Annotated in this window: 29 protein-coding genes and 1 tRNA gene; 19 read left to right on the top strand and 11 right to left on the bottom strand. The window is 58.9% G+C overall.

The genetic code is table 11. The features are described 5' to 3' along the window. Positions 1–2 precede the first annotated feature (2 nt). The 3 genes from GTP45_RS20810 to GTP45_RS20800 are packed head-to-tail and all read left to right on the top strand — an operon-like array spanning position 3 to position 2,561. On the top strand, positions 3–980 hold the full coding sequence (locus GTP45_RS20810) for a type II secretion system F family protein (protein ID WP_161015771.1): 978 nt from the start codon (positions 3–5) through the stop codon (positions 978–980). Between the two features lie 12 nt (positions 981–992). Further along, the gene (locus GTP45_RS20805) at positions 993–1,922 is read left to right on the top strand and encodes a type II secretion system F family protein (RefSeq protein ID WP_161015770.1); all 930 of its coding nucleotides are present in this window, start codon (positions 993–995) and stop codon (positions 1,920–1,922) included. A gap of 9 nt (positions 1,923–1,931) precedes the next feature. Beyond that, the gene (locus GTP45_RS20800) at positions 1,932–2,561 is read left to right on the top strand and encodes a LytR C-terminal domain-containing protein (RefSeq protein WP_161015769.1); all 630 of its coding nucleotides are present in this window, start codon (positions 1,932–1,934) and stop codon (positions 2,559–2,561) included. A 90-nt stretch (positions 2,562–2,651) separates the two neighbouring features. On the opposite strand, the gene GTP45_RS20795 is transcribed toward GTP45_RS20800, so the two are convergent. From GTP45_RS20795 to GTP45_RS20785, 3 genes are all read right to left on the bottom strand, one after another. Next, on the bottom strand, positions 2,652–3,422 hold the full coding sequence (locus GTP45_RS20795) for a GIN domain-containing protein (protein WP_229258568.1): 771 nt from the start codon (positions 3,420–3,422) through the stop codon (positions 2,652–2,654). A 23-nt stretch (positions 3,423–3,445) separates the two neighbouring features. Further along, entirely contained in the window at positions 3,446–3,640 is a 195-nt protein-coding gene (locus GTP45_RS20790; RefSeq protein ID WP_161015768.1) for a hypothetical protein, read from the bottom strand. Positions 3,641–3,753: 113 nt separating this feature from the next. After that, a complete protein-coding gene (locus GTP45_RS20785; protein WP_161015767.1) occupies positions 3,754–4,656 on the bottom strand; it encodes a LysR family transcriptional regulator in 903 nt (300 codons plus the stop codon). A gap of 153 nt (positions 4,657–4,809) precedes the next feature. On the opposite strand from GTP45_RS20785, the gene GTP45_RS20780 reads away from it, so the two are divergent. Together GTP45_RS20780 and GTP45_RS20775 are read left to right on the top strand one after the other, a co-directional pair. Next, complete coding sequence (locus tag GTP45_RS20780; protein WP_161015766.1) at positions 4,810–5,649, top strand: alpha/beta fold hydrolase; 840 nt, start codon at positions 4,810–4,812, stop codon at positions 5,647–5,649. A gap of 151 nt (positions 5,650–5,800) precedes the next feature. Then, positions 5,801–6,577: a transporter substrate-binding domain-containing protein gene (locus GTP45_RS20775; protein WP_161015765.1), complete on the top strand. Its 777-nt coding sequence runs from the start codon at positions 5,801–5,803 to the stop codon at positions 6,575–6,577. Here the strand turns inward: GTP45_RS20775 and GTP45_RS20770 are convergent. Together GTP45_RS20770 and GTP45_RS20765 are read right to left on the bottom strand one after the other, a co-directional pair. Continuing rightward, positions 6,574–7,458 (bottom strand): dienelactone hydrolase family protein, encoded by an 885-nt coding sequence (locus GTP45_RS20770; RefSeq protein ID WP_161015764.1) that lies wholly within the window; start codon positions 7,456–7,458, stop codon positions 6,574–6,576. The two genes, GTP45_RS20775 and GTP45_RS20770, sit on opposite strands and share 4 nt — an antisense overlap. A gap of 66 nt (positions 7,459–7,524) precedes the next feature. Then, positions 7,525–7,887, bottom strand: a complete 363-nt coding sequence (locus GTP45_RS20765; protein ID WP_161015763.1) for an HVO_A0114 family putative DNA-binding protein — start codon at positions 7,885–7,887, stop codon at positions 7,525–7,527. Positions 7,888–8,458: 571 nt separating this feature from the next. Here GTP45_RS20765 and GTP45_RS20760 point away from each other — a divergent pair. The 9 genes from GTP45_RS20760 to GTP45_RS20725 all read left to right on the top strand — a co-directional run bounded on the left by GTP45_RS20760 (position 8,459) and on the right by GTP45_RS20725 (position 14,213). Further along, entirely contained in the window at positions 8,459–9,766 is a 1,308-nt protein-coding gene (locus tag GTP45_RS20760; protein WP_161015762.1) for a tyrosine-type recombinase/integrase, read from the top strand. 387 nt (positions 9,767–10,153) lie between these two features. Beyond that, positions 10,154–10,387: a hypothetical protein gene (locus GTP45_RS20755; RefSeq protein ID WP_217363378.1), complete on the top strand. Its 234-nt coding sequence runs from the start codon at positions 10,154–10,156 to the stop codon at positions 10,385–10,387. After that, a complete protein-coding gene (locus tag GTP45_RS20750) occupies positions 10,387–10,791 on the top strand; it encodes a hypothetical protein (protein WP_161015761.1) in 405 nt (134 codons plus the stop codon). The genes GTP45_RS20755 and GTP45_RS20750 overlap by 1 nt, the downstream gene beginning before the upstream one ends. A gap of 104 nt (positions 10,792–10,895) precedes the next feature. Then, positions 10,896–11,315 (top strand): hypothetical protein, encoded by a 420-nt coding sequence (locus GTP45_RS20745; RefSeq protein ID WP_174821670.1) that lies wholly within the window; start codon positions 10,896–10,898, stop codon positions 11,313–11,315. A 298-nt stretch (positions 11,316–11,613) separates the two neighbouring features. Further along, positions 11,614–11,814, top strand: a complete 201-nt coding sequence (locus tag GTP45_RS28075) for a hypothetical protein (protein WP_166454685.1) — start codon at positions 11,614–11,616, stop codon at positions 11,812–11,814. Positions 11,815–12,218: 404 nt separating this feature from the next. After that, positions 12,219–12,830, top strand: a complete 612-nt coding sequence (locus tag GTP45_RS20740) for a DUF6651 domain-containing protein (RefSeq protein ID WP_174821669.1) — start codon at positions 12,219–12,221, stop codon at positions 12,828–12,830. A gap of 113 nt (positions 12,831–12,943) precedes the next feature. Then, the gene (locus GTP45_RS20735) at positions 12,944–13,261 is read left to right on the top strand and encodes a hypothetical protein (protein WP_161015760.1); all 318 of its coding nucleotides are present in this window, start codon (positions 12,944–12,946) and stop codon (positions 13,259–13,261) included. Between the two features lie 30 nt (positions 13,262–13,291). Further along, positions 13,292–13,651: a DUF2280 domain-containing protein gene (locus tag GTP45_RS20730; protein WP_161015759.1), complete on the top strand. Its 360-nt coding sequence runs from the start codon at positions 13,292–13,294 to the stop codon at positions 13,649–13,651. Between the two features lie 355 nt (positions 13,652–14,006). Next, complete coding sequence (locus GTP45_RS20725; RefSeq protein WP_161015758.1) at positions 14,007–14,213, top strand: hypothetical protein; 207 nt, start codon at positions 14,007–14,009, stop codon at positions 14,211–14,213. 307 nt (positions 14,214–14,520) lie between these two features. Here GTP45_RS20725 and GTP45_RS20720 read toward each other — a convergent pair whose 3' ends face one another. Next, a complete protein-coding gene (locus tag GTP45_RS20720; protein ID WP_161015757.1) occupies positions 14,521–14,697 on the bottom strand; it encodes a hypothetical protein in 177 nt (58 codons plus the stop codon). A gap of 482 nt (positions 14,698–15,179) precedes the next feature. Here GTP45_RS20720 and GTP45_RS20715 point away from each other — a divergent pair, with 482 nt between their 5' ends. The 4 genes from GTP45_RS20715 (at position 15,180) to GTP45_RS20700 (ending at position 17,277) form a co-directional block, all read left to right on the top strand. Beyond that, entirely contained in the window at positions 15,180–16,079 is a 900-nt protein-coding gene (locus GTP45_RS20715; protein ID WP_161015756.1) for an FRG domain-containing protein, read from the top strand. Between the two features lie 234 nt (positions 16,080–16,313). Then, a complete protein-coding gene (locus tag GTP45_RS20710) occupies positions 16,314–16,658 on the top strand; it encodes a hypothetical protein (RefSeq protein WP_161015755.1) in 345 nt (114 codons plus the stop codon). Beyond that, on the top strand, positions 16,655–16,879 hold the full coding sequence (locus GTP45_RS20705; RefSeq protein WP_161015754.1) for a hypothetical protein: 225 nt from the start codon (positions 16,655–16,657) through the stop codon (positions 16,877–16,879). Before GTP45_RS20710 ends, GTP45_RS20705 begins: the two co-directional genes overlap by 4 nt. An 86-nt stretch (positions 16,880–16,965) precedes the next feature. Then, positions 16,966–17,277 (top strand): hypothetical protein, encoded by a 312-nt coding sequence (locus GTP45_RS20700; RefSeq protein WP_161015753.1) that lies wholly within the window; start codon positions 16,966–16,968, stop codon positions 17,275–17,277. 98 nt (positions 17,278–17,375) lie between these two features. On the opposite strand, the gene GTP45_RS20695 is transcribed toward GTP45_RS20700, so the two are convergent. After that, a complete protein-coding gene (locus tag GTP45_RS20695) occupies positions 17,376–17,666 on the bottom strand; it encodes an Ea8.5 family phage-derived protein (RefSeq protein ID WP_161015752.1) in 291 nt (96 codons plus the stop codon). A gap of 219 nt (positions 17,667–17,885) precedes the next feature. Between GTP45_RS20695 and GTP45_RS20690 the strand changes: the two genes are divergently transcribed. Then, on the top strand, positions 17,886–18,452 hold the full coding sequence (locus GTP45_RS20690; protein ID WP_161015751.1) for a recombinase family protein: 567 nt from the start codon (positions 17,886–17,888) through the stop codon (positions 18,450–18,452). Between the two features lie 23 nt (positions 18,453–18,475). On the opposite strand, the gene GTP45_RS20685 is transcribed toward GTP45_RS20690, so the two are convergent. The 4 genes from GTP45_RS20685 to GTP45_RS20670 all read right to left on the bottom strand — a co-directional run bounded on the left by GTP45_RS20685 (position 18,476) and on the right by GTP45_RS20670 (position 20,930). After that, complete coding sequence (locus GTP45_RS20685; RefSeq protein WP_229258567.1) at positions 18,476–19,006, bottom strand: hypothetical protein; 531 nt, start codon at positions 19,004–19,006, stop codon at positions 18,476–18,478. A gap of 56 nt (positions 19,007–19,062) precedes the next feature. Continuing rightward, positions 19,063–20,184, bottom strand: a complete 1,122-nt coding sequence (locus GTP45_RS20680) for an ImmA/IrrE family metallo-endopeptidase (protein ID WP_161015749.1) — start codon at positions 20,182–20,184, stop codon at positions 19,063–19,065. Positions 20,185–20,342: 158 nt separating this feature from the next. Continuing rightward, a tRNA-Thr gene (locus tag GTP45_RS20675) sits at positions 20,343–20,418 on the bottom strand. 26 nt (positions 20,419–20,444) lie between these two features. After that, entirely contained in the window at positions 20,445–20,930 is a 486-nt protein-coding gene (locus GTP45_RS20670) for a ClpXP protease specificity-enhancing factor (RefSeq protein ID WP_161015748.1), read from the bottom strand. Positions 20,931–21,006: the final 76 nt, after the last annotated feature.

Below are 21,006 nucleotides of genomic sequence, written 5' to 3'. Positions count from 1 at the left end.
CCATGGACGCCATCTTCTCCGCCTTTGCCGTGTTGCTGTTTGCCGCCGTGATCCTGATGATCGAGGGTGCTTGGCTGTGGTGGTCGGGCGCGCACGGCAGCGCGGCGCGGCGCATCTCCAAACGCTTGCGCATGATGGCGGCCAGCAGCGATGGCGGCAGTGAACGCGTCGACATTCTTAAGCGCCGCAGCTACAGCGGCTATCCCGCGCTGGAAAAGCAGTTGCGCCGTATCGGCCGGCTCGCCTTGCTGGATCGCCTGTTGCTGCAAGCGGGTGTGCACTGGTCGGTGGCGCAGTTTATCGGCGGCTCGCTGGTGACGATCGTGCTTGGCCTGCTGCTGCCGAAGATGCTGCATGTACCGCTGCTTCCAGCCATCGGTGCGTTGATGCTGTCGATTGCCATGCCTTGGCTGCTGCTGATGAAGGTACGCGGCGCGCGCCTGCGCAAGCTGGAAGAACAGCTGCCGGAAGCAGCGGATTTTCTCGGCCGCGCGCTGCGGGCCGGCCATTCCTTCGCCAACGTGATGCAAATGGTGGGCGAGGAGATGCCGGAGCCTATCGCCGGTGAATTCAAGTTCGCCTACGAAGAAATCAACTACGGCGTGCCGATGAACGAGGCCTTGCACAACTTGGCCCTGCGCGTGCCGCTGACGGATCTGCGCTACCTCGTGATCGCGGTGCTGATCCAGCGCGAATCAGGCGGCAATCTGGCCGAGGTATTCAGCAATATCAGCCGCTTGATCCGCGCGCGTTTGAAGTTGATGGCGCAGGTAAGGGTGATGTCTGCCGAAGGCCGCATGTCGGCCTGGGTGCTTGGCTTGCTGCCGCTCGGCGTCATGCTGTTGATGATGGTGTCCAATCCCGCATACATACGGGTGTTGTGGAGCGACCCCATCGGCGTGCATCTGATGTGGTACGCGCTGGCGGTGGGCGTGGGCGGTGTTCTGTGGATGCGCAAGCTGATACGCATCCGCGTTTGAAAGGAGGCTCGCATGAACGGATCGCAAATCGTATTTCTGGCCCTGGTGTTCCTGGTGTCTGCCGGCTTGGCGGTAGCGGCCTTGCTGGTGTTTTCGCCGGTGGCCTTGCGCGAACGCTTGACCGAAGTGGTGGAACCGGGCGAAGTGGCGCCGGAGCCGGTCGGCAGCGGCTGGGTGGAGAAAGTGGCGCAGGCTGCGCAGCCGTTCTCGCGCATGTCGCTGCCGGAGGAGGGGTGGGAGCGCTCGCCGCTGCGCACGCGCTTCATGAATGCCGGCTGGCGCGGCGCTTCGGCGCCCTCGCTGTACTTCGCCGCCAAGACGCTGCTGGCGCTCGGCCTGCCGGCCATTCTCGCGCTATGCGGCGCGTTTGCATTGAACGGGCCGCAGAAGGGCTTCATGTATCTGCTGTTGCTGGTGGCTGCTGTCGGCTACTACTTGCCGAATGCAGTGCTGTCGCACAGGGCGACAGCCCGTTGCCGCGACATCTTCGAAACTTTTCCAGATGCGCTGGATCTGCTTACCGTATGCGTGGAAGCGGGCCTCAGTCTTGAACGCGCGCTGGCCAAGGTGGCCGGCGAAATCCACATCAAGAGCGTGGCGCTGGCGCAGGAGCTGCAACTGGCGCTGATGGAAATGCGCGCCGGCTTTACCAAGGAGCGCGCGTTGCGCAATCTCGCCTTGCGCAGCGGCGTGGAAGACGTCGATACGCTGGTGGCGATGCTGATTCAATCGGAGCGCTTCGGCACCAGCATGGGCGATTCCTTGCGTATCCACTCCGATAACCTGCGCAGCAAGCGTAGCGTGATGGCCGAAGAAGCCGCCGCCAAGATCGCACTCAAGCTGCTGTTCCCGCTGATCTTCTGTATTTTTCCGACCCTGATGCTGGTGCTGATCGGCCCAGCCGGCATACAGGTTTATCGCATGATGCAGGTCACTCACTAGGAGGCGATGATGATGAAGCCACTCGCTGCGGCGTGCCTGCTGCTGGCCGCGTGCTGCAGCGTGACGGTCGAGGAACCTGCCGCAGACAATATCACGCCACTGGAGCAAGCCTGCTTGCGCGATCCGCTCGATCCGGTCAAATGGGAGCAACTGGCGGCGGCATTGGCGATAGCCGGAGAACGCGAGCGCGCAGCAGCCATGTACCTGCAGGCGGCGTCGCTGCGCGCGCATGATGTGCAGCAGGATTACAGAACGCTCAAACAGGCGCTCGACGACAGCACCGCCATGCCGCGCACGCAGGTGCGTCAGATTGCTGCCGGCTTGGTGGAGGTGCTGCGTATCGGCGGCGCAGCGGTAGTGGTGCCGGTTCGGCTGGAAATCAGCAACGGCAACGGCGTCACCGGCGCAGCCGCGCGGCTTGCGCGTTCCTTGAATGTGGATGGCGTGAAGACCGTGCGCCTGTCAAACATGCGGCCTTTCGTGGAGCCGCAAAGCCGCATCGAATATCAACGCGAACAAAAGGAAGCCGCACAGACATTGGGTCGCCGCCTCAACCTGCCGCTGCAAGCAGCACGCGGCGCCACTGCTTACGCCGACATGCGCATTGTGCTCGGTCACGACGCGCGCTACCTCAAATAAAAAAACCGTCCGAGAGGAGATCTTCCTCTTGGACGGTAAAAAACACACCCATGTGTTTCTGGTGCCCGGCCCCGCAGGCCGGCGCATTCTTTACTGCCAGCTGATGCTGCCCATGCCGCGTGCGCTGGCGTTACGATTGGTTGGGTTGCCGTACACCTTGGCCGAACCCATGCCCGTCAGTTTCAGATTGGCGCTGGTCTTGGCGTAGACCGCGGCGCTACCGAGGCCGCTCATGTTGACGTCGATATTTTCGGCGCGCAGTTGCTGCGCATCGAGGCTGCCAACGCCGCCCAGGCTGGCGTGTAACTGTTTGGTCTGGCCTGCCATCTCAATGCGGCCAGCACCATTCAGATGCAGTTCGACGTTGTCGCTGCTGCCGCCGTTGACGGTCATGCCGCCCACGCCGCCGAGACGCACGTCGATATTGCGATACTGCGAGTCGACCTTGACGGAGCCTGCTCCGTCCAAGGCCAGGCGCAGATTGTCGCCGTTAAATCCGCTCACTTCAGTGGCGCCCACGCCGCCGGAGGTCAACTGGCGCAGATTGGGCAGCGTCAGTTCGGCGCGCAGCGCGCGCTTGCTGCCGAAGTGGATATTGTTCATTTTCTCGGTGCCGATGTGCAGCGTCTCGCCGCTTTGCTCGACTACCACTTTCTTGATGTCGTCTGCTTCGCCGTAGATGGTCAGCGCTGCTGCTGCGCCTTGTTTCACCTTCAGGCTGATGACGCCATCCAACTCGACCTTGACGGCGCGGGCATCGATGGTGCGGTTTTCGCTGATCACATCGGCGGCCAGCGCGGCGTGTGCGCCGCTACCAAGAACCGCCGCCAGCATCGCAACTTTCATCAATTTTTTCATCATGCGCTCCGTCGTTATCGAGTGAATTACAGGGCTGCTTTTTCAGCAGCGGTCAGGCGTTTTGCGGTGACCGTTACGGTCGGCATCACGGTGGCTTCGGCTTTCACGACAGCGGCCGTTGCGACGACTGGCTCGCTGACAGCGGCGGTGGCGAAGGTGGTGGCGCTAGCGATAACAGCTGCTGCGACGAAGATGGCTTCCATGTTTTTTGCGATGTTCATTTTGAGCTCCTTGGGGTTGAATAGTTCGTTGCGTTGAGTGAACTATAGACAAGGGCTATCCGTCCATCCACCGGGATGTGACGAACTGCAAAAAACGGGGGACAGAATGCGGTTTAGGGGTTTAAAGCCGCGCCGCACAGCAGGTGTTCATTGGCGGCGTAAAGGTGGGACAGCCATGCGGAGACGCTTTTAAAGCGCGCGATTGAACCGGCGTCGCGATGGCTCAGTAGCCAGATGTCGCGCTGTACCTCCACGCCCGCGCCGATGCGCTGCAAGCCTTCCTGCTGGCCCATGATGCAGGGCAGGAGCGCCATGCCGACGCCGGCGCGGCAGGCGCGCACCATGGTGCTCAGGCTATTCACCTTGAGTACCTTGCGCGGCTGCGGTTCCATCGCGGCCAGCCATTGCATTTCGGCGGTGCCGGCCAGCGTGTCGTCATAGGCGATCCACGGTTGCGCGCCCCAGCAGCCGCGCGGCGTGTCGGCAAACTTGGCGTGGCCGTAGACGGCGAAACCGAGATCGCCCAGTTTGCGCATCACCAGCGCGGCATCTTCGCTGGGCTTGCCGAGGCGCAGCGCGAAGTCGGCTTCGCGGCGGGTGAAGGAGAGGTTTTGATTTTCCGCTTGCAGCGTCAGTTGCAGCTGCGGGTGCTGCGCGTGCAAGGCGGGAACGTGTTCCAGCAGCCAGTAGTCAAACAGGAAATCGATGGAGGTGATGTTGACCGGGCCGGCGGTGGCGTCCGCCTCCTGCGATGACGCTTGCAACATGCTTTGCACATTGCCGTACACCGCTTCGCCGTGTTCGACGAACACCTGGCCGGCGTCGGTCAGCTGGTAGCCGGTGTTATCGCGGATGAACAGGCGCAGCTTGAGCGCCTTCTCGGCGGCGGCAATGCGACGGCTGATGGTCGATGCGTCCACACCCAACTGGCGACCGGTCGCACTCATGCTGCCGCTGCGGGCCAGCGCGAGAATCAGCGGGATGTCGTTCCAGTCGAAGTCGTTGCTTGTTGCCATGTATGGGGTCTGCGTTTTTGCAAAGTGGCCTTGCAGTGTTGTCTGTTCCGCAAACGTTTTGCGCGGTCTAAGATTCATTCCATCGCAGCTGCAGAACGTAATGACTGTAGCACAACACTGATTATCCATACATCGACTAAAAGGAAGAAGATCATGAACACTAGCTCCACCATCACCACCCGCGACGGCGTACAGATCTACTACAAGGACTGGGGCCCACGCACCGGCCAGCCAGTCATCCTGAGCCACGGCTGGCCGCTCAGCTCGGACAGCTGGGAATCGGCTGCGTTCTTCCTCGCCAATAACGGTTTCCGCGTGATTACCCATGACCGCCGCGGCCACGGCCGCTCGAGCCAGCCTTGGGAAGGCAACGACATGGATCACTACGCCGACGACCTGGCGCAAGTGATCGAAGCGCTGGACTTGAACAACATCATCCTGGCCGGCTTCTCGACTGGCGGCGGCGAAGTGGCGCGCTACGTCGGCCGTCACGGCACCAAGCGCATCGCCAAGCTGGGCTTGATTTCGGCCGTGCCGCCGCTGATGCTGAAAACCGAGAGCAACCCGGACGGCTTGCCGATCGAAGTGTTCGACGGTATCCGCAACGGCCAGTTGGCCGATCGCGGCCAGCTGTATCTCGATATCGCTTCGGGCCCGTTCTACAACTACAACCGTCCGGGCGCCAAGCCATCGCAAGGCATCATCCAGGCGTGGTACTCGCAGGGCATGCAGGGCGGCTTTAAAAACACCTACGACTCGATCAAGGCCTTCTCGGAAACCGACTTCCGCGAAGACCTGAAAAAGTTCGACAAGCCGACCCTGATCATCCACGGCGATGACGACCAGATCGTGCCGATCAAGGCTGCCGCACTGGCCTCCGCCAAGTTCGTCAAGGACGCCAAGCTGATCGTCTACGCCGGCGCACCGCACGGCCTGACCGATACCCACAAGGATCAGTTCAACGCCGACTTCCTGGCCTTCGCAAAATCCTGAGCGCCGCATGGGCTGGCGCCGGTCTATGACAAGACCGCGCCGGTGCTGCGCAAGGCAAAAGACGATCCCGAATGGCAACGTTCAATGTTGCGTTATGAATAAGTCGCGTTATACACTCGACGTATTCATAAGGTCAAAAATGAAACACTGGGTGAGCCTGTTACTGCTAGTTGGTATTGGAGCGCATGCCGCTGAGCCGTGCGCGCCGGTACGCGTGGGCTATTCCGACCGCGAGCGCGTGCCTTACTTCATGGGCAATGGCGCCGAGGTGCCGGAGCAGCCGGGCGTGCTGGTGGAACTGTTCCGCGACGCGCTGCGTGCCGTGGGCTGCCCGGTGGTGCTGGTGCGGCTGCCGGTGGCGCGGGTGCGCATCGCGCTGGTGAGCGGCGCGGTCGATATCGCGCCGGCCGACGCGCCCGACGAACCCGATGCCGGCTACGTGATCGCCACCACCGCCACTGGCGAGCCAGACCGCAAGCGCGGCCTGCGCACCGCATCTTATGTGTTCGTGCGGACGGCGGACAAGCTGCCATCCAGTACCGATCCCTTGCAATACTTTAAAACGCGTATCCTCGCCGCCAACCAAGGCACCATGCTGGCGGCGCAGCTGAAGGCGGCCGGCCTGCAGATCGACGACGGCAGCTTCAGCTCGTGGAACAACTTCGACAAAGTGCGCATGAAGCGCGTGGACGGCTTCACGCTGGCGCTGCTGACGCCGACCGCACTCGATAGCTACCTGACGGCGCGCTACGGCCAGCAATTGGCGCGGCTCGATAAGCCGGTGCGCACGTCGTTCATGTGGCTGGGCGCGAATCGCGCGTACTACCAGCAGCATCGCCAGCAGATGGAGGCCGTGTGGAACTGGCTGGGCGCGCACGGCGCGCAAGAGGTCGATGCCTTGACGCGCCGTTACGCGGCATCTCCCTAGGCCAAGCGGGCGCGGAAGAAGTCGGTGGTGCGCTGCCATGCCAGCTTGGCAGCGGCGGCGTCGTAGCGCGGCGTGGTGTCGTTGTTGAAGCCATGCTCGGTGCCGGGATAGACGTGGTACTGGAAATTCACGCCGGCTTCCTTAAGCGCTTTTTCGTAAGCCGGCCAGCCTGCGCGGATGCGTTCGTCTTTTTCAGCGTCGTGGATCAGCAGGTGCGCCTTGATGCGGGCGACGTCTTCGGGCTTCGGCTGCGAGCCGTAGAACGGGACGGCCGCCAGCAGGTCGGGCAGCTGCGTCGCCAGATAATTGGAGATGCCGCCACCGTAGCAGAAGCCGACCACGCCCAGCTTGCCGTTGCCTTCAGGCTGCTGCTGCAGCCAGCGCGCGGCGGTGACGAAATCGGCGCGGGTCTTGGTCTGATCCAGCTTGCCGAACAGGGCGCGGGCCTTGTCCTCATCGCCGGGATAGCCGCCCAGTGTGTGCAGCGCGTCCGGTGCGAAAGCGAGGAAGCCATCCAGCGCGAGGCGGCGCGTGATGTCTTCAATGTGCGGATTGAGGCCGCGGTTTTCGTGCACGACCAACACCAGCGGCAGCTTGCCCTTGGCATCTTTCGGCGAGACCAGATAGCCGCGCACGGTGCCGTTGCCGTCAGGCGAAGGCAGTTCGACGAAGCGGGCGTTGAGCCGCTTATCGTCCGGCGTGACCAGCGGTGCGGCAAAGCTAGGGCTCAGCGCCGTAAGCAAGCTGGCGGCTGTGGCGCCACCGACCGCATAGCGCGCCGCCGACGACAAGAAATCGCGCCGGCTGATACCGCCGTGAACGTATTGATCGAACAGCTTCAGAACTTCCGGGTCAAAATCAGCGGCGGTCTTGCGGGTCATGTCTCGGCTCCTTGGTATAGGGTGAAGCGCCAAGTGTAGCCCAGCCCAAGCCGCGCCTGCGTGAAATTAAATGATATCGGCGTCCAGCTTGAATTTTTGTGCGGTGAGCTGGACATGTTCCGCACCTGTGTGGTGCCGCTTGATCTTCACGATTCCCAGTCTTTCCAGTTCCAGAATGTCGCGCTGGACAGCGTCACGCTCACGCTGCAAGCGTGCTGCGATCGTGGTAACGGAATCAGGCCGTTCTTTGATCGCACGGAACAGAGCAAGAGTGTCGCTGCGCAGCAGTTTCAGCAAGTCTTCGGGATCTTCGAAACTGATGGTGCTCGATTTCGGTAGCGGCTGTCCTTGATCGATCAGCTTGGCGATCATGCGGCCTTGCTCAAGGAACTCTTCGACGGTCGCGTTGTTGATGACGGTAGTTTTCATGTTTGCCTCAGAAGTGAGGTCCAGTCGTGGTCGAAGCGTGTCTGGATATCGTCAAAATTCGTATAAGTAACGAGCTCGACCTTACCCATGTAATGGCGATGGTGGACATGATGGTGGTTGTCATAAACGGCCCGACCGTTTGTAGCGAGTGACCGTCCCATTCGAATCGACCCACACCTCGCAACGAACAAGACCGTTCCCGCGCTTTTTCGGAATGGGTGACGATTTGTCGATGATTTTTCGATCAGCCATAACGCAGCGTATCGAAGGTTGCAGCTGGGGGCTTTGCTGAAAATCAGACGGGGGAAAGCAAAAAAGCCCAGCCGGTGAGGGCTGGGCTTTTTGATTTGGTGCCGACTGCCGGTTTCGAACTGGCCACCTGATGATTACAAATCGCTGGGATTTTGGTTTTCGATAGTTTCCCTTCGGTGCCGAAAAATGCCATTCTCATAGGGGAAATCCACTATTTTTGCCATTTTGGTACTGGCGAAACTTGCCGATTCTTTCCCTTAGTTTGCTAGAATCTGCCTACACAGTGCCTACATGGCGCCTACATGGGGAGAGCAGACAGGTGGCGAAGGTGAATTTCACGGCCGACCGGGTGGCCGCATTTCAATGCGAGTCCGGCAAGCAGCAGAGCATTATGTGGGATGCGAAGACGCCGGGCTTGGGCTTGCGTGTCACCGCCGCCGGCGCGCGCTCGTACATCTTCGAAACCCGCCTGCAGGGCAAAACCATCCGCATCACCATTGGCGACACTCGGACGTGGACGGTAGCGAAAGCCCAAGCTGAGGCGACCCGCCATAAGGCACAGACTGACCAAGGCATCGACCCGCGCCAGTTGCGCGCTGAGCAGCAAGCGGCGCAGGAAGCGGTGAGGGCAGAGACTGCTGCCGCTGCGGTGCGCAATTCGATAACGCTGGGCGACGCCTGGCCGGTCTACGTGGCTGAGCGCACACCGCACTGGGGCGAACATCAAATTTCTGCGCATAGAAAAATCATCCAGACCGGCGGCGAAAAGCGAAAGCGCAGTCCGAAGCTGACCAAGGCTGGGCCACTGTCTGCGCTGGCCGGCGAGCGCCTGGTGGACTTGACCGATGCGAGGATAGAGGCTTGGGCCAAGATTGAAGCGGCATTGCGCCCGTCCAGTGCGCGGCTGGCCATGCGGCTGCTCAAAGCCTTTTTGAACTGGTGCTCTAGGCATCCTGCTTATGCTGCGGTTGTCACGGTGAATGCTGCAAAGAGCAGCAGGGCGCGTGAAATTCTGGGCAAACCGAAGGTCAAACATGACCTGCTGCAGCGCGAGCAGCTGGCAGCTTGGTTCGGTGAGGTGCGCAAGATAGGTAACCCGGTCATCGCCGCATATCTTCAGACGCTGCTAATGATTGGTGCACGCCGCGAAGAGGTCGCCGGACTGCGCTGGGCTGATGTCGATTTTCAGTGGGGCAGTCTCAAACTGAAGGACAAGATGGAAGATTTCCGAATGGTGCCATTGACGCCGTTCGTGTCCCACCTGCTGGCTGGGCTTCCACGTCGCAATGAGTGGGTTTTCAGCAGTCCCAGCGCCGATTCAGGAAAATTAGCCGAGCCGCGCATCGCCCATAACGAAGCGGTTGCCGCCGCCGGCCTGCCGCATCTTACCTTGCACGGACTGCGCCGCAGCTTCGCAACGTTGAGCGAGTGGGTGGAGATGCCGGCCGGTATAGCTGCTCAGATCCAAGGCCATGCGCCGCAGGGCGTCCGCGAGCAGAACTACATCAAGCGGCCACTGGACTTGCTGCGGAAGTGGCATGTTCAGATTGAGAGTTGGATGCTTGAACAAGCGGGCATTCAGTTTCAGCCAACGCCAGCGGTGCTGCGTCTGGTGCCTGCCACTTGACCTCATCGATTGCGATACGTAGATAAAGGGGTGGACAAATTCCTTTGCGGTGCAGTACATTACGCACACAGGCGGGATTTGCTCGCCCAGTAAAAGGCAATAACGGTTTCACCCACATTTGTTCTCCGTGTCGTAATGCAGGCCTCGAGCCTCACCGCTAGGAAGGACTAGGAAGCACGCCCGAAGCAGAACATCCGCGAGAGGGCCTTACCGCCGCGTAAGCTTCGCTCGTCCAAAGTAATCTCAGTTCAGCCCGCCAATGCGGGTTTTTTTTCGTCTCAATAATCCGTAATGCACACCGACCAGCGCATCCCGCTGGTTTTTTTTCGTCACTACCAAGCCCGCTATCCATGACCTGGAGGCGGGCTTTTTTTATGAAAGAACGATATGCATATGAATGCCAACAATGTCCACGTGCCTGCGGCTCTGGCCGCTGTGGCCCAAGGACGCGACCACATCACCACCGACGAATTTGCACGTGCGTGGTGCCTGGCGCCGCAAACGGTACGCAAGAATCACTGCCTGAAGGGGGAGTGCTGCGGGGTGCGCCCAATCAAGCGCGGCAAGTTTTTGCTGTGGCCGGTGATGGCTACTGCAGAAGCGATGGTCGGAGGTGCGTAATGAAGCGGCCGATAAGGAAGCCCCAAAAAAAGAAAGGGCCCGGGCGCGACCAAGCAATCCCAGACCTCTTCGGCAACACAGTTCCAATTCCAGATTCTACATCAACTGTTGCTCGATTTTTCGGCACTGCCAATCCGCGCTATTTGCGCGCCCTCCACGCGCTGTTAATTCGCCCAATGTCGCGCAAGCACCTCGACGACACCATCGGCTGCGCCAATACACCAGATGCGATTCTGAACATTCGCGAGCTCGGCCTCGGCAAGAGTGGCCTGCCTTGCACGATGATCGATGATACCGACCGCGACGGCCGCAGAATCAAACGCGGCATTTACAGTCTGACCGAGGCCGGCCGCCGCGCTGTGATGGGGTGGCTTCGCATGCGCGAGCGAAAGGACGGCGAATGATGACCATCCATAGCCTGCGCGCGGCCACGCTGCGCCAGGTACCGCCGCCATCTCCCGCTGTGCTGGTGCTGGTTTCCGCTTGCCTGAAAGGATGCGGAGGCTGAATGGGTATTGACCGCAGCAACCGCAAGAAAGGCGACTCAGGGCGCGACGGCGGCGGCTTCGTAGCGTTGCCTTGGTCTGTTCTCGACTGCCCCGCCTATGCCCGTCTTTCGCATCCAGCGCGCAGCCTACTGATGGAGTTCGCTCGTCAGTTCGTGCGCGACAACAACGGCCGTTTGCTCGCTTCGGCCGCCTACCTCGCATCACGAGGCTGGACTAGCAACGATGTCATCACCCGAGCGAAGCGGGAGCTGCTGGAAGCCGGATTTATCTTCGAGACAGCGAAGGGCCAACGCCCGAACAAGGCCGGCTGGTACGCGGTCACCTGGCGCACGCTGGACAAAATCGACGGCTACGACGCCGGCGTAGCAGCGGCTTTCGAGCGCGGCGCCTACCTTCAAAAACAGCTCAGGAAAAATTAACGTCCTTAGACCGTCTCACGGTGTAGAGAGGCCTCCTATTGCACCGTCTCACGGTGTAGAGACCTCGCCCACTACACCGTCTCACGGTGCAATCAGGCCTGTTTTTACCCATCTCTCTACACCGTCTCACGGTGACCATCTAGAGAAGCCATCTGCATGCGCAGTTTTCACGCCGACGGCAACGCCGAACCCGACCTTAATCACAAACGCCCGAAGGGCAGAAAGCCACCATGCAATGAACACGAAACCAGTATTTCACACGGACGGGATTGGACAACCGCTGACCGAGGATAAAAATTTGCCCCTGACCGCCGCGCAAATCCGTACCCTCGGTGCCGTCAAAGAACTGGGCGGCTGGAACACCGCGCGCGGGATCTGCGCCGCCGGCGGCGCGAATGCCTGCCTCTCCGCGTTGGTGCGCAAGGGCCTGCTGGTTGACCGCGTGTTCGGTGAGCACCAGCATTCCGGCTTCGGCACGCGCATGTGGCGTCTGGCATAGCGCAGGGCATCCAAAATATTTTGGACACCCCGCGCACCGACCCGCACCAGCACTCGGCCAAAAACTCGGCTCAGTGCTCGCGCGCCAATTCGACACCGGCAGGTGCCGGAAATCTTTCCGACACCTCGGCCCATCCCCCAGTGGGGAATGGCGCGCGCCGCCACCAGCCCGTCGGCAAGCCTGCCCGCCAGGCCTTTGCCGGCGACTACCAGCGTCAGCGAGACAACGACCTCCCGGCCGCGACCTGGTGCAGCGACCGCGGCGAGTTCGTGCCCGCCACCGGCCCGCCCCAGCGCGTGCCACCTCCGCCGCTGACTGACGACGTTTTTCGTCGGTAGTGCGCCACCGAAGACCAAACAACCGGCCGGGCGGTACCCGGAACCTGAACTGAAAGGCAAGACCCCATGAAGATCAAACTCGACTCCAATGGCAATGTGATCCTGAAAAACGGCCATCCCCTGTACAAGCTGGACGACGGCACTGAAATCGCATTCGACGCCGGCGCCGCCATGACGATGGTGCGCAATCAGGCCTTTGCCGCATCGAAGTATGTCGCCGACAACCTCAACATCCCATCCGAGGTGGCCGCCTCGGCGTTTGGCGGTGGGCTGCGTTTGGAAAAAGGCCAGTTGGTGGCGTACGGCGCCGGAGGCGTGCCGATGTACAGCCATCGCCGTCCTGGTGAACTGGCGAATCTGGATGAAGCGATTGAACAGCTGGTGGCGGCATACCCCAACCGCGACATGATTACGAAGAAAGCAGGGGCCGCGTCGCCCGCCGGCCAGCCCGGCGCCGGCCGCACGGCAACCCGTCAGCAGTTTGATGCGATGAGTCCACAAGAACGCGCCCAGCACGTCCGCAGCGGCGGCACGGTCATTGATGGCGCCAGCAAGCCCGCACCTGCACCGACCGCGCAAAACGCAGGCGCCAAGGTCATCACCCGAGCCCAGCTGGAGCAGATGCCGCACCCCGACCGCGCCGCCTACTTCAAAACCGGCGGCACCATCAAGGATTGAGAAATCGGCCCACTGAGCGGCTGGCGCTGCTTGGCTAGGCTACCCCACTAGACGAGGCCTAATCGCGTCACCACGGCGCAGTTTCGGGCCTTGCTGGGTAAACGGAGGTGAACATGAACGACAAAGAACTGACCGCCGCCGCATTGCGCTGGCACACCGCCCACGCCCGCCGCCTGGCCGTGGGCAAGGAAAAGCGCCGCATCGATGCCCAGCTGCGCGCGGGTGGCGATGACGGCTGGTGCTTGCAGCGCGTCATCCAGCAGAACGAGGCCGGCCGCCAGCTGACCGAGCTCAAGCGCAAGGAGTTGGCCGCCCTGCGCGAACTGGCCAAGGCCTGCGCCAAGCAGCGCGGCCACCTGCAGGCCGCCGACATCATCGAGCTGGACGGCATGCTGCTGACTGCTGGCGATGAGCGCTCGTCCGCGCCCTGAGCCTTTACCTGGTTTGACAAAAACGACACCATGGCTCACTTACCTACCCCCGTCGCAATCCATATCCTGCAAGGGCTCGCGTGCTTTGACACCCCTGAGCAGGTGGCCGCCTCCGTCAAAGTAAATTTTGGCTTGGTGCTGACGCGCCAGCGCATCGAGGCGTGGCACCCTGAGCGCCGGGCCGGCGCCAAGCTGGGCGCGCACTGGCGGGAGATGTTCTACGAGACGCGAGCCAAACTACTGGCCGAAATGGAGAACATCCCCATCGCCTGCCGCTCTTACCGCCTGATACTGCTGCAGCGCATGGCCGACCGCGCCGAGGCGGCCGGCAACCTACCGCTGGCCATCAAGGTGCTGGAGCAAGCGGCGCGCGAGACCAGTGAGCATTGACGGTATGCTCCGGGCGAGCGTAACACGGCGCGATGGTCTGCGAGCCGTGCAGGCCGGGCATGGTGACGCTACCCACCAGAACACGGACCAAGAACAAGATAGAAACGACACGAATGATAGAACGCATAAGAAACTCCTAGGTGAAGGCCGCAGGGGCCGATACTTGGATATAGCGTTATCCGTTTATATCGCTTCACAACTCCTGCTGAGTACCAATCGTGTTTACCCTTATTTCACAGGGAGATTCACCTATTTGTGCGCAGTTAATGCCTTGATTTCCCGAAGAAATTGATCATTCTTATCCGTAGTAGGTACGCATCAAGGTACGCAGCTGAGCGTGCTAAGATTAGAGGCCATGACTGCTGCCGCCGCCCAACTCCCGCACCTTCTCACCGATGATTTTTTCACCGATGCGCCACTGCTGCCACTCGCCATCACCCGTTCTCGCGGCGTGGCCGTCATGCGTCCGGCCAATGCCGGTACCAAGCAGCGGTATTTCTGTGGTGGCAACGAGCCCCCGATGCTGTATCGGCCGCCTGGGCCGCTGAACTGGGACGAATAGCTGGCGCTGGTTGCCTCCGTCACATGCTCGCTACCGATGCGGGAAATCCTGCATCGCCCCGAATTAGAGAAGAAATCCCGATATGGAAAATCCCATATCGACGCCGGCGGCGCGCTCCTAAATTTTCAGGAGCATCATCGCCGCCCGTCCCCATACCTTTCCCGCGCTGTCCCTCAGGACAAGTCGCGCCTGTCCCGACGACACGCACCTGAAATGCGCCTGCAACGCCTGCAACGCGTTGCAGGTCATGGCGCCCGAAGGGCTTCGAAGCCCCCTTGCAAGCCCCTTCGATGGGCCTTCGCTGCATCTAATTCACTGCGTACTGCACGCCTTGCTTGTACCAGTCACTCCCCCAAAACTCACTTATCTGACGGATTGCGTCCTCCAATGCGTGCGCCGCACCGTCGGGATAGATGCATGTCATCACTGGACTTGGGTACTTTCCATGACCAGCATCGGCTTGCATAAAAAATTTAATCTTCATGATTTAGCTCCTTGAGTAGTAGTGAGACTAATGTAAAACAACATTAGTTGACATAACTGCAAAACTTGATTTTGATTGAAAAATTTCGGCAGTGCGCAACACATGAACTCCGCCATTAATTGCTCATCTGGTAAGGCGTGGGAGCTCCAACGGAAACCCAGCCGGTTCCTATCCGATATCAAGCAAGTGGCAACGAGCGTTGAACGGCTGCTCAACAGGTGTTGAGCGTGCGTTGGTAATAACCCGGAAAGTGGGCAGCTTGTAGGGGACTATTCGTCCCTTGCAAATCTGCGACTTACCTTGGGTATGGTGCAAACCGGGATATCGGTATCGTTCGGAGGAACGACACCCGCCGACGACCCCGGAAATTTTTCCGGCGTCAGCGGCATGGCCCAAATTTTCGGGGCGTCACTCGCCCAGTCTGCCCCACTTGCTTGAGCTCCACTATATGGACATACTGACGAAAAACTAGGCGAGTGGGTATGAATCTAATTTCTTGGGAACAGTACAAGGCGCTGGTAGGCGAGCACATTCGCACGCGACGCAATATGGTCTATCGCGGACAGAGAAACGCAACTTGGTCCTTAACATCAGCGCTACACCGAACCCCTTTCGTTCGGAATGTCGGCGACATGCTGGTCTATATCAACCAAGTCTTACCTCAAGTACAAGAGGCGGTCGAGGCATGGACTGGGAAAAGTTGGGATCTATCCAGCGAATTAGGCTTAGCGGAATTTCTGGCTTTCCTTCAGCACAATGGGTTCCCCACACCAATTTTGGATTGGAGTTCGTCCCCCTTCATCGCTGCGTATTTCGCCTTTGAGGGGGTAGATAGTTTTTCCGTCCAGAGCGAGAACGTCGCGATTTACTGTTTTGACGAGGAGGCTTGGGTACGCGATAAGCCGCAAAGCAAGGACGTCGCAGATGAAAGACCTAACGTATCGATGCTTCGCCCCCGAATAATCGGCAATCACAAGCTAGCTGCACAGCAGGGCTGTTTCACTTGGTCAAATGTAGTAGACATCGAGGCGCATATCCGAGCTAACGAAACTGACGCTACAAAGTATTTAACCAAATACGAAATCCCCTCCGAGCTTCGGCCAGTGGTGATGCGGGAATTAAGTTTGATGGGCATTTCTGCCATTCAGCTAATGCCATCGGTCGAAGCTGTATGCAAGAAAGCTTTCGAAGATATGGTGGCTAGACATCTCCAAAACCCTCCGAAAAAAATCCTTTCTTACGAAGATAGCAGCAGAGAGCCGAATCGTTTTGCGGTGCGAGGAAAATTCCAAGATAAACAGTCTGTATTGAGCTTCAACCCTCAACGAATGGCGAGTGCACAAACCCCAAGCGCAACACCTTACAAACGTAAAACCTCTTGACGCAAACGGTTGCACTGGCCTATTCTAAAAAAGCACCGGACAAAGACGGTGTCTGGGGTGAGAGCCAGAAAAGACATGGGCGCACAGACGGCGCAAGCCGTTTTTTTTTCGCGTGTGCCTCCGTTCGCCCTTCAATGAGCAAGCGGTGGCAGGGAGGCTTCGGCCTGCCGGTTTCCTATGTCACCGGTCTCTCAACCCTGTCACTTGCTGCTCCCCCACGTTTGAGAGCGTGGGATGCGGTTCATCACCGACATTGGAGGCTACAACATGCCAGGCACCACCACGCCCAGCGCCAGCACGGCGCAATCGCAATTCCCCACCATTAACTCACTGTCCGCGCCAGCCGCCAGCGCCACTGCTGACGAACTGTTCGCCGCCGCCTTTTGTGTGCCGCGCGACCCGCGCAGCCCGGCGTACAAGCACGGCGTGCTGGCGGCGCTGAAGTTCCGCATCGAGGGCCGCCGCATTCCCAAGCTGTACGACCCGGCCACCGCCGAGGATGACGCCTACTATGCCGGCCAAGCGGAAGGCCACGCCATCTGGCGCCGCGCGCAGGCAGAAAGCGCAGTTGCCGTATGAAACCGCCATCGAAGGAAGAGGCCGCCGCCCTCGCACTGGTGCCGCTCACGCTGACCGCCGACGAGAACAAGCTGTTGCAACGCTACCGTGCCACGGCGCCTTACTGGCGCTCCGACATCATTGACTTCGCCAACATGGTCGCCAAGATGTTCCCGCTCGAGAGCGCGCCGACGTCGCCTGGCCGCATAAAGCTTGTGAGCGACCACGGAGGTGTGAAGTGAGCCGCGCGCGGAAGAGTGACGCGCCGGTGCTGGAGTGGCGCACGAGCATTGCGCGGGCGGGCGACCGGTTGAAGGTGTGGTGCCATGTGCGCCATCTGCTGGCCAGCGGCGCCACGGTGGTGGAACTGTTCGACCAGGTGCGGCCCGAGCTGGAACAGGCAGCCCGCATCGCCGCCGCGCGTGAACCTGACCGGCCGCCGTTGGCGTCACCAGTCGGCCTGCAGCTGGAGTTCAACGTAGCAGACCCGGAAATCTGGCTGGTACTGCACGACCCGGCCGCCTGCCTCGTAGACATGGTGGGCCAGCTAGACCGGCTGCAGCAGATGCTGGAAAAAGTGGTGACCGCCGAGCGGGCGAACATCGCGCGGTGGTTCCCGCACGCGGCGGTGCCAGCATAGTGCTGGCGCTGGAAGACAAAGGGGGTGGCAAAAGAGCACTCCCTTATTGTTCTGACAAGGGGGGCGAAACGCTATCCCCTTCGAAACGCGTAGCCCTTCTATTCTTTCCAATTCTTCGTGCACGCGTAACATTCATCGGCAGAGTTATCGTCGACTACTGCCTTGATGATGTCTGTCATCTCTCGCCGGTCGTCGAAGACGTCTGCGAGCTCACCATGCGAAACTTTGTAATTCGCAAGCTTATAAGCGCTTTCGATTTCCTCACCACCGAGATACACGCAGTCGTCGTGACTAGGGCATTGCTCTAAAACGCCGGCTTCGATAGCAATTCCCAAAGCGACTTGGCGCTTTGACTCTTCTTCCTCCATCATCCGTTTCGCACCACCCATAGTTGCCTCCTGTGCTGGTTATAACGTCGAAGTTTCAATGCGTTTGGTGTTTCCAGCATACATGATTTTTTCTGCAATATCACCGGTGTTAGAAAACGAACGATTTCTAACATCCATGAAAGGGAAGCATTCGCCATGTTGGAAATATATCCCTTGCAATTCCTAACAGGTGAATATATTCTAACAGTGTTTTCTAACAGTCTTAACCGGAGAGACACCATGGCAACCTTTGCATACGGCCGCGTCAGCACTACCGAACAGAGCGCTGACAATCAGCGCATTGAGATTCAAGCGGCCGGCCATCAGGTGGACTTCTGGTTTTCCGACACCATCAGCGGCAAGACCAGTGCGACGCAGCGCCCGCAGTTCGCCGCGCTGCTCGGTCAGATTCGGAATGGGGAAACGCTGGTGGTGGCGAAGCTGGATCGTCTGGGTCGCGATGCGCAGGACGTCGGCGCCACGGTGAAGCTGCTGGCGAGCCGCAAGATTGCCGTCATCGTGCTCCAGCTGGGCAAACTAGACCTGACCTCGCCGGCCGGCAAGATGATGCTGACCATGCTGGCTGCTGTGGCAGAGATGGAGCGTGATTTGTTGGTGGAACGGACGCAAGCTGGTCTCGCTCGCGCTAAGAGCGAAGGCAAAACGCTGGGCCGCCCGGCTAAGACGACGGCCGAGCAGCGCGTGGAAATTGTAGCAAAGTACGCGACTGGCGAAAGTGTCAGCGCTTTGGGGCGTCAGTTTGGAATATCGCGCGCAAGCGTATTGAGTGTTTTGCAAAGCGCCTAGCCAGTGATGCCATTTCCGGCCTGTTATTCTTTTACACCGAAAATCTTGACGAAAGTCGTATGTTTGGACGCAATCCACGTTGCAGTTGCATCGCCATTTCGCTCAATCGCCTCGACTATTTCACGAACCTGTTCCTTCGTCAGCATTTTTGCGCTTAACATTTTGGAAACAAGTTCATAACCATGCCACACATCGATTCCGAAATCGCTTGCAAGCTTATGCATCCCTAAGTCATCTGTGACGACTATTGCAGCTCGTACTTGCCCGAAAGCCAATATAAAGCAATCCGTTTCAGACGGTGGGGAGCGCCCATTGGTCATGTAGCTCTGGATATCTCTTAAAACCCACCCGTGTAAGACACTGGAAGCCGAATTAAGTTGAGCACGTTCTTCCGGCTTAAGACGCACCTGCTTGGCCAAACGCTCGGCTGAGAAATTATCCCCATCAAACCAAGGGAATTTGGCCCGTAAGGTGGCGCTGCGGTGCACTTCGTCTTCCACGTCCTTCAGAATCGTAAGGACATATTTTTTCTGACCAAACGGCACTCCCAGCATCGGAACCACTCGTTTGGCTAGGCGGAGATAAGCGTTCGTATCTAACAGAACAAGTGTCAATGGAGCAACTCTGAATGAAGTGCCGCCCCATCATGAATACTTACATCTAGGACTTGCTGGAGATAGCCGGGACCGGTTCCTTTTTCCCGCAACATACGACGCATCGCGTCAAAGAATTGCGATTGGAAAACAGAATGCGCGGAAGCAATTAATGCGCTTGGCTCAGGAGGGAGTGGTTTAAATAAGATTTCACTAACGAGCTCGCCCCGCGTTACTGTCCGTACAGCGTGTAATTGCTGCTCTTGAGTCCTTAACTTTGGTAGACCTTTTGCTACAGCGTATTTTTCAATCTCACAATAAACAGTAAATATTGAGATTGAATGCTCTGCTGCATATCGCTGCAGCACACCAAGTTCGCTGTGTTGAGTCTGCTTTTTTATAGCGTCGCTGTACGCAATACTTGCGACGTCTTCCGGGAAGAGAAACGCTGCGGAGAAAGCATCGGCAAAATCCTCTCCCGCATCCGTGCCAGCAAGTTCCGGAGTGTAGACGTGAGCCAATTCATGAGACATCCAGAATTTGAAATCCTCAATATGCGTATCGAGATTCAAAAATATAAATGTCACCTGCTCTTCAGGCAGGAGGATGTGCAAAGCATTTTCATGCCGCAATTTTTGGCCCCAAAGTACAGGCACAAGAATCGCATCGTTTGCTGCAAATTCGCCGATTATGTGTTGATAGCGCAATGGCGCCTGCATTCCAATACCAAGCTTTTCTCTGACCGCTTTAACGGCATTCTGCAGCGAACGGTACTCTAAGGAAGGATTATTAATCTTTGTGCGCAGAGCTCTTAGCTTTGGCAGATACTCAACAAGCGGCTTCAGCATTGTGCCCATTGCCATAGCTTTTAGGCGATGTGCATCTGTCGTTTTGGCCCCGGCTTTTTTTCGAAAGGCCACAACAGGCGCGTTTGCCTCCGGGGCAACCAGCTCGGCGAAGCTAAGCTTGAGCAACATTGCCAACTTGAGTAGTTTGTCCGGACGAGGGAAGTCACTGCCCTTCAGCCAGTTGGTCACTGCTTGAGCCGTGACCCCTACCTGTTCCGCCAGCTCTTTTTGTGACCATCCGAGCTCAGCAAGGGCAGTTTTAATAGTGGAGCTGTGTAAGGTCTTTTGCATAGCGTGTTAGGGTACGCTAATTCGATTGTCAAATCAAGTTTAATCAAGTGTACGGAACGCGACACCTATAGCGAAGCAAAATGCCTACACAGTGCCTACATGGCGTTAGATAACAAAAAGCCCAGCCGGTGAGGGCTGGGCTAAGTGCTTGATTTTACTGGTGCCGACTGCCGGTTTCGAACTGGCCACCTGATGATTACAAATCAACTGCTCTACCAAATGAGCTAAGTCGGCGTAACTTGTACGGGGCGAATTATACGCTATTTGATACGGGTCAGCGTAGGGCGGCCGCCCTTTTTCGGGGGATCGGTGTCGTCACCCGGCACAATCGGCGCTTCGGTTTTGGCTTCGCTCACCGCTGGCGGCACGGCCGACAACACCGGTGCTGCTGGCGCGTCTTCCACCACGTCTTCCGCTGGCGCCGACTGCTGGCCCAGCTGCGGTTCAAACGCCATGCCTTGGCCGTTTTCATTGGCGTAAATCGCCATCACGTTGTTGACCGGGATGTAGATTTCGCGCGAAACGCCGCCGAAGCGGGCGTGGAAGCGGATGCTGTCGTTGTCCATCTTCAGGCCCGAGGTGGCGCCGAAGCTGATGTTGAGCACGATTTCGCCCTTTTTCACGTATTCCATCGGCACCGTGGTGCTGGCGTCGACTTTGACCGCGAGGTAGGGAGTGTAGCCGCTGTCCGTGCACCACTCGTAGATGGCGCGCAGCAGGTAGGGCTTGGTTGAGATTTCAGACATGGGTCTTCCAGACTGCGGTAAAACACGGCGCGCCGCCAGCAAGTGCCAGCCAGCGCGCCGTAGTGCTTCAATGAAC

The organism is Duganella rivi (assembly GCF_009857435.1).
Taxonomy (GTDB): domain Bacteria; phylum Pseudomonadota; class Gammaproteobacteria; order Burkholderiales; family Burkholderiaceae_D; genus Rugamonas; species Rugamonas rivi.
The sequence above is the reverse complement of the archived record's forward strand: the minus strand, read 5'-3'. Positions and strand labels throughout refer to the sequence as shown.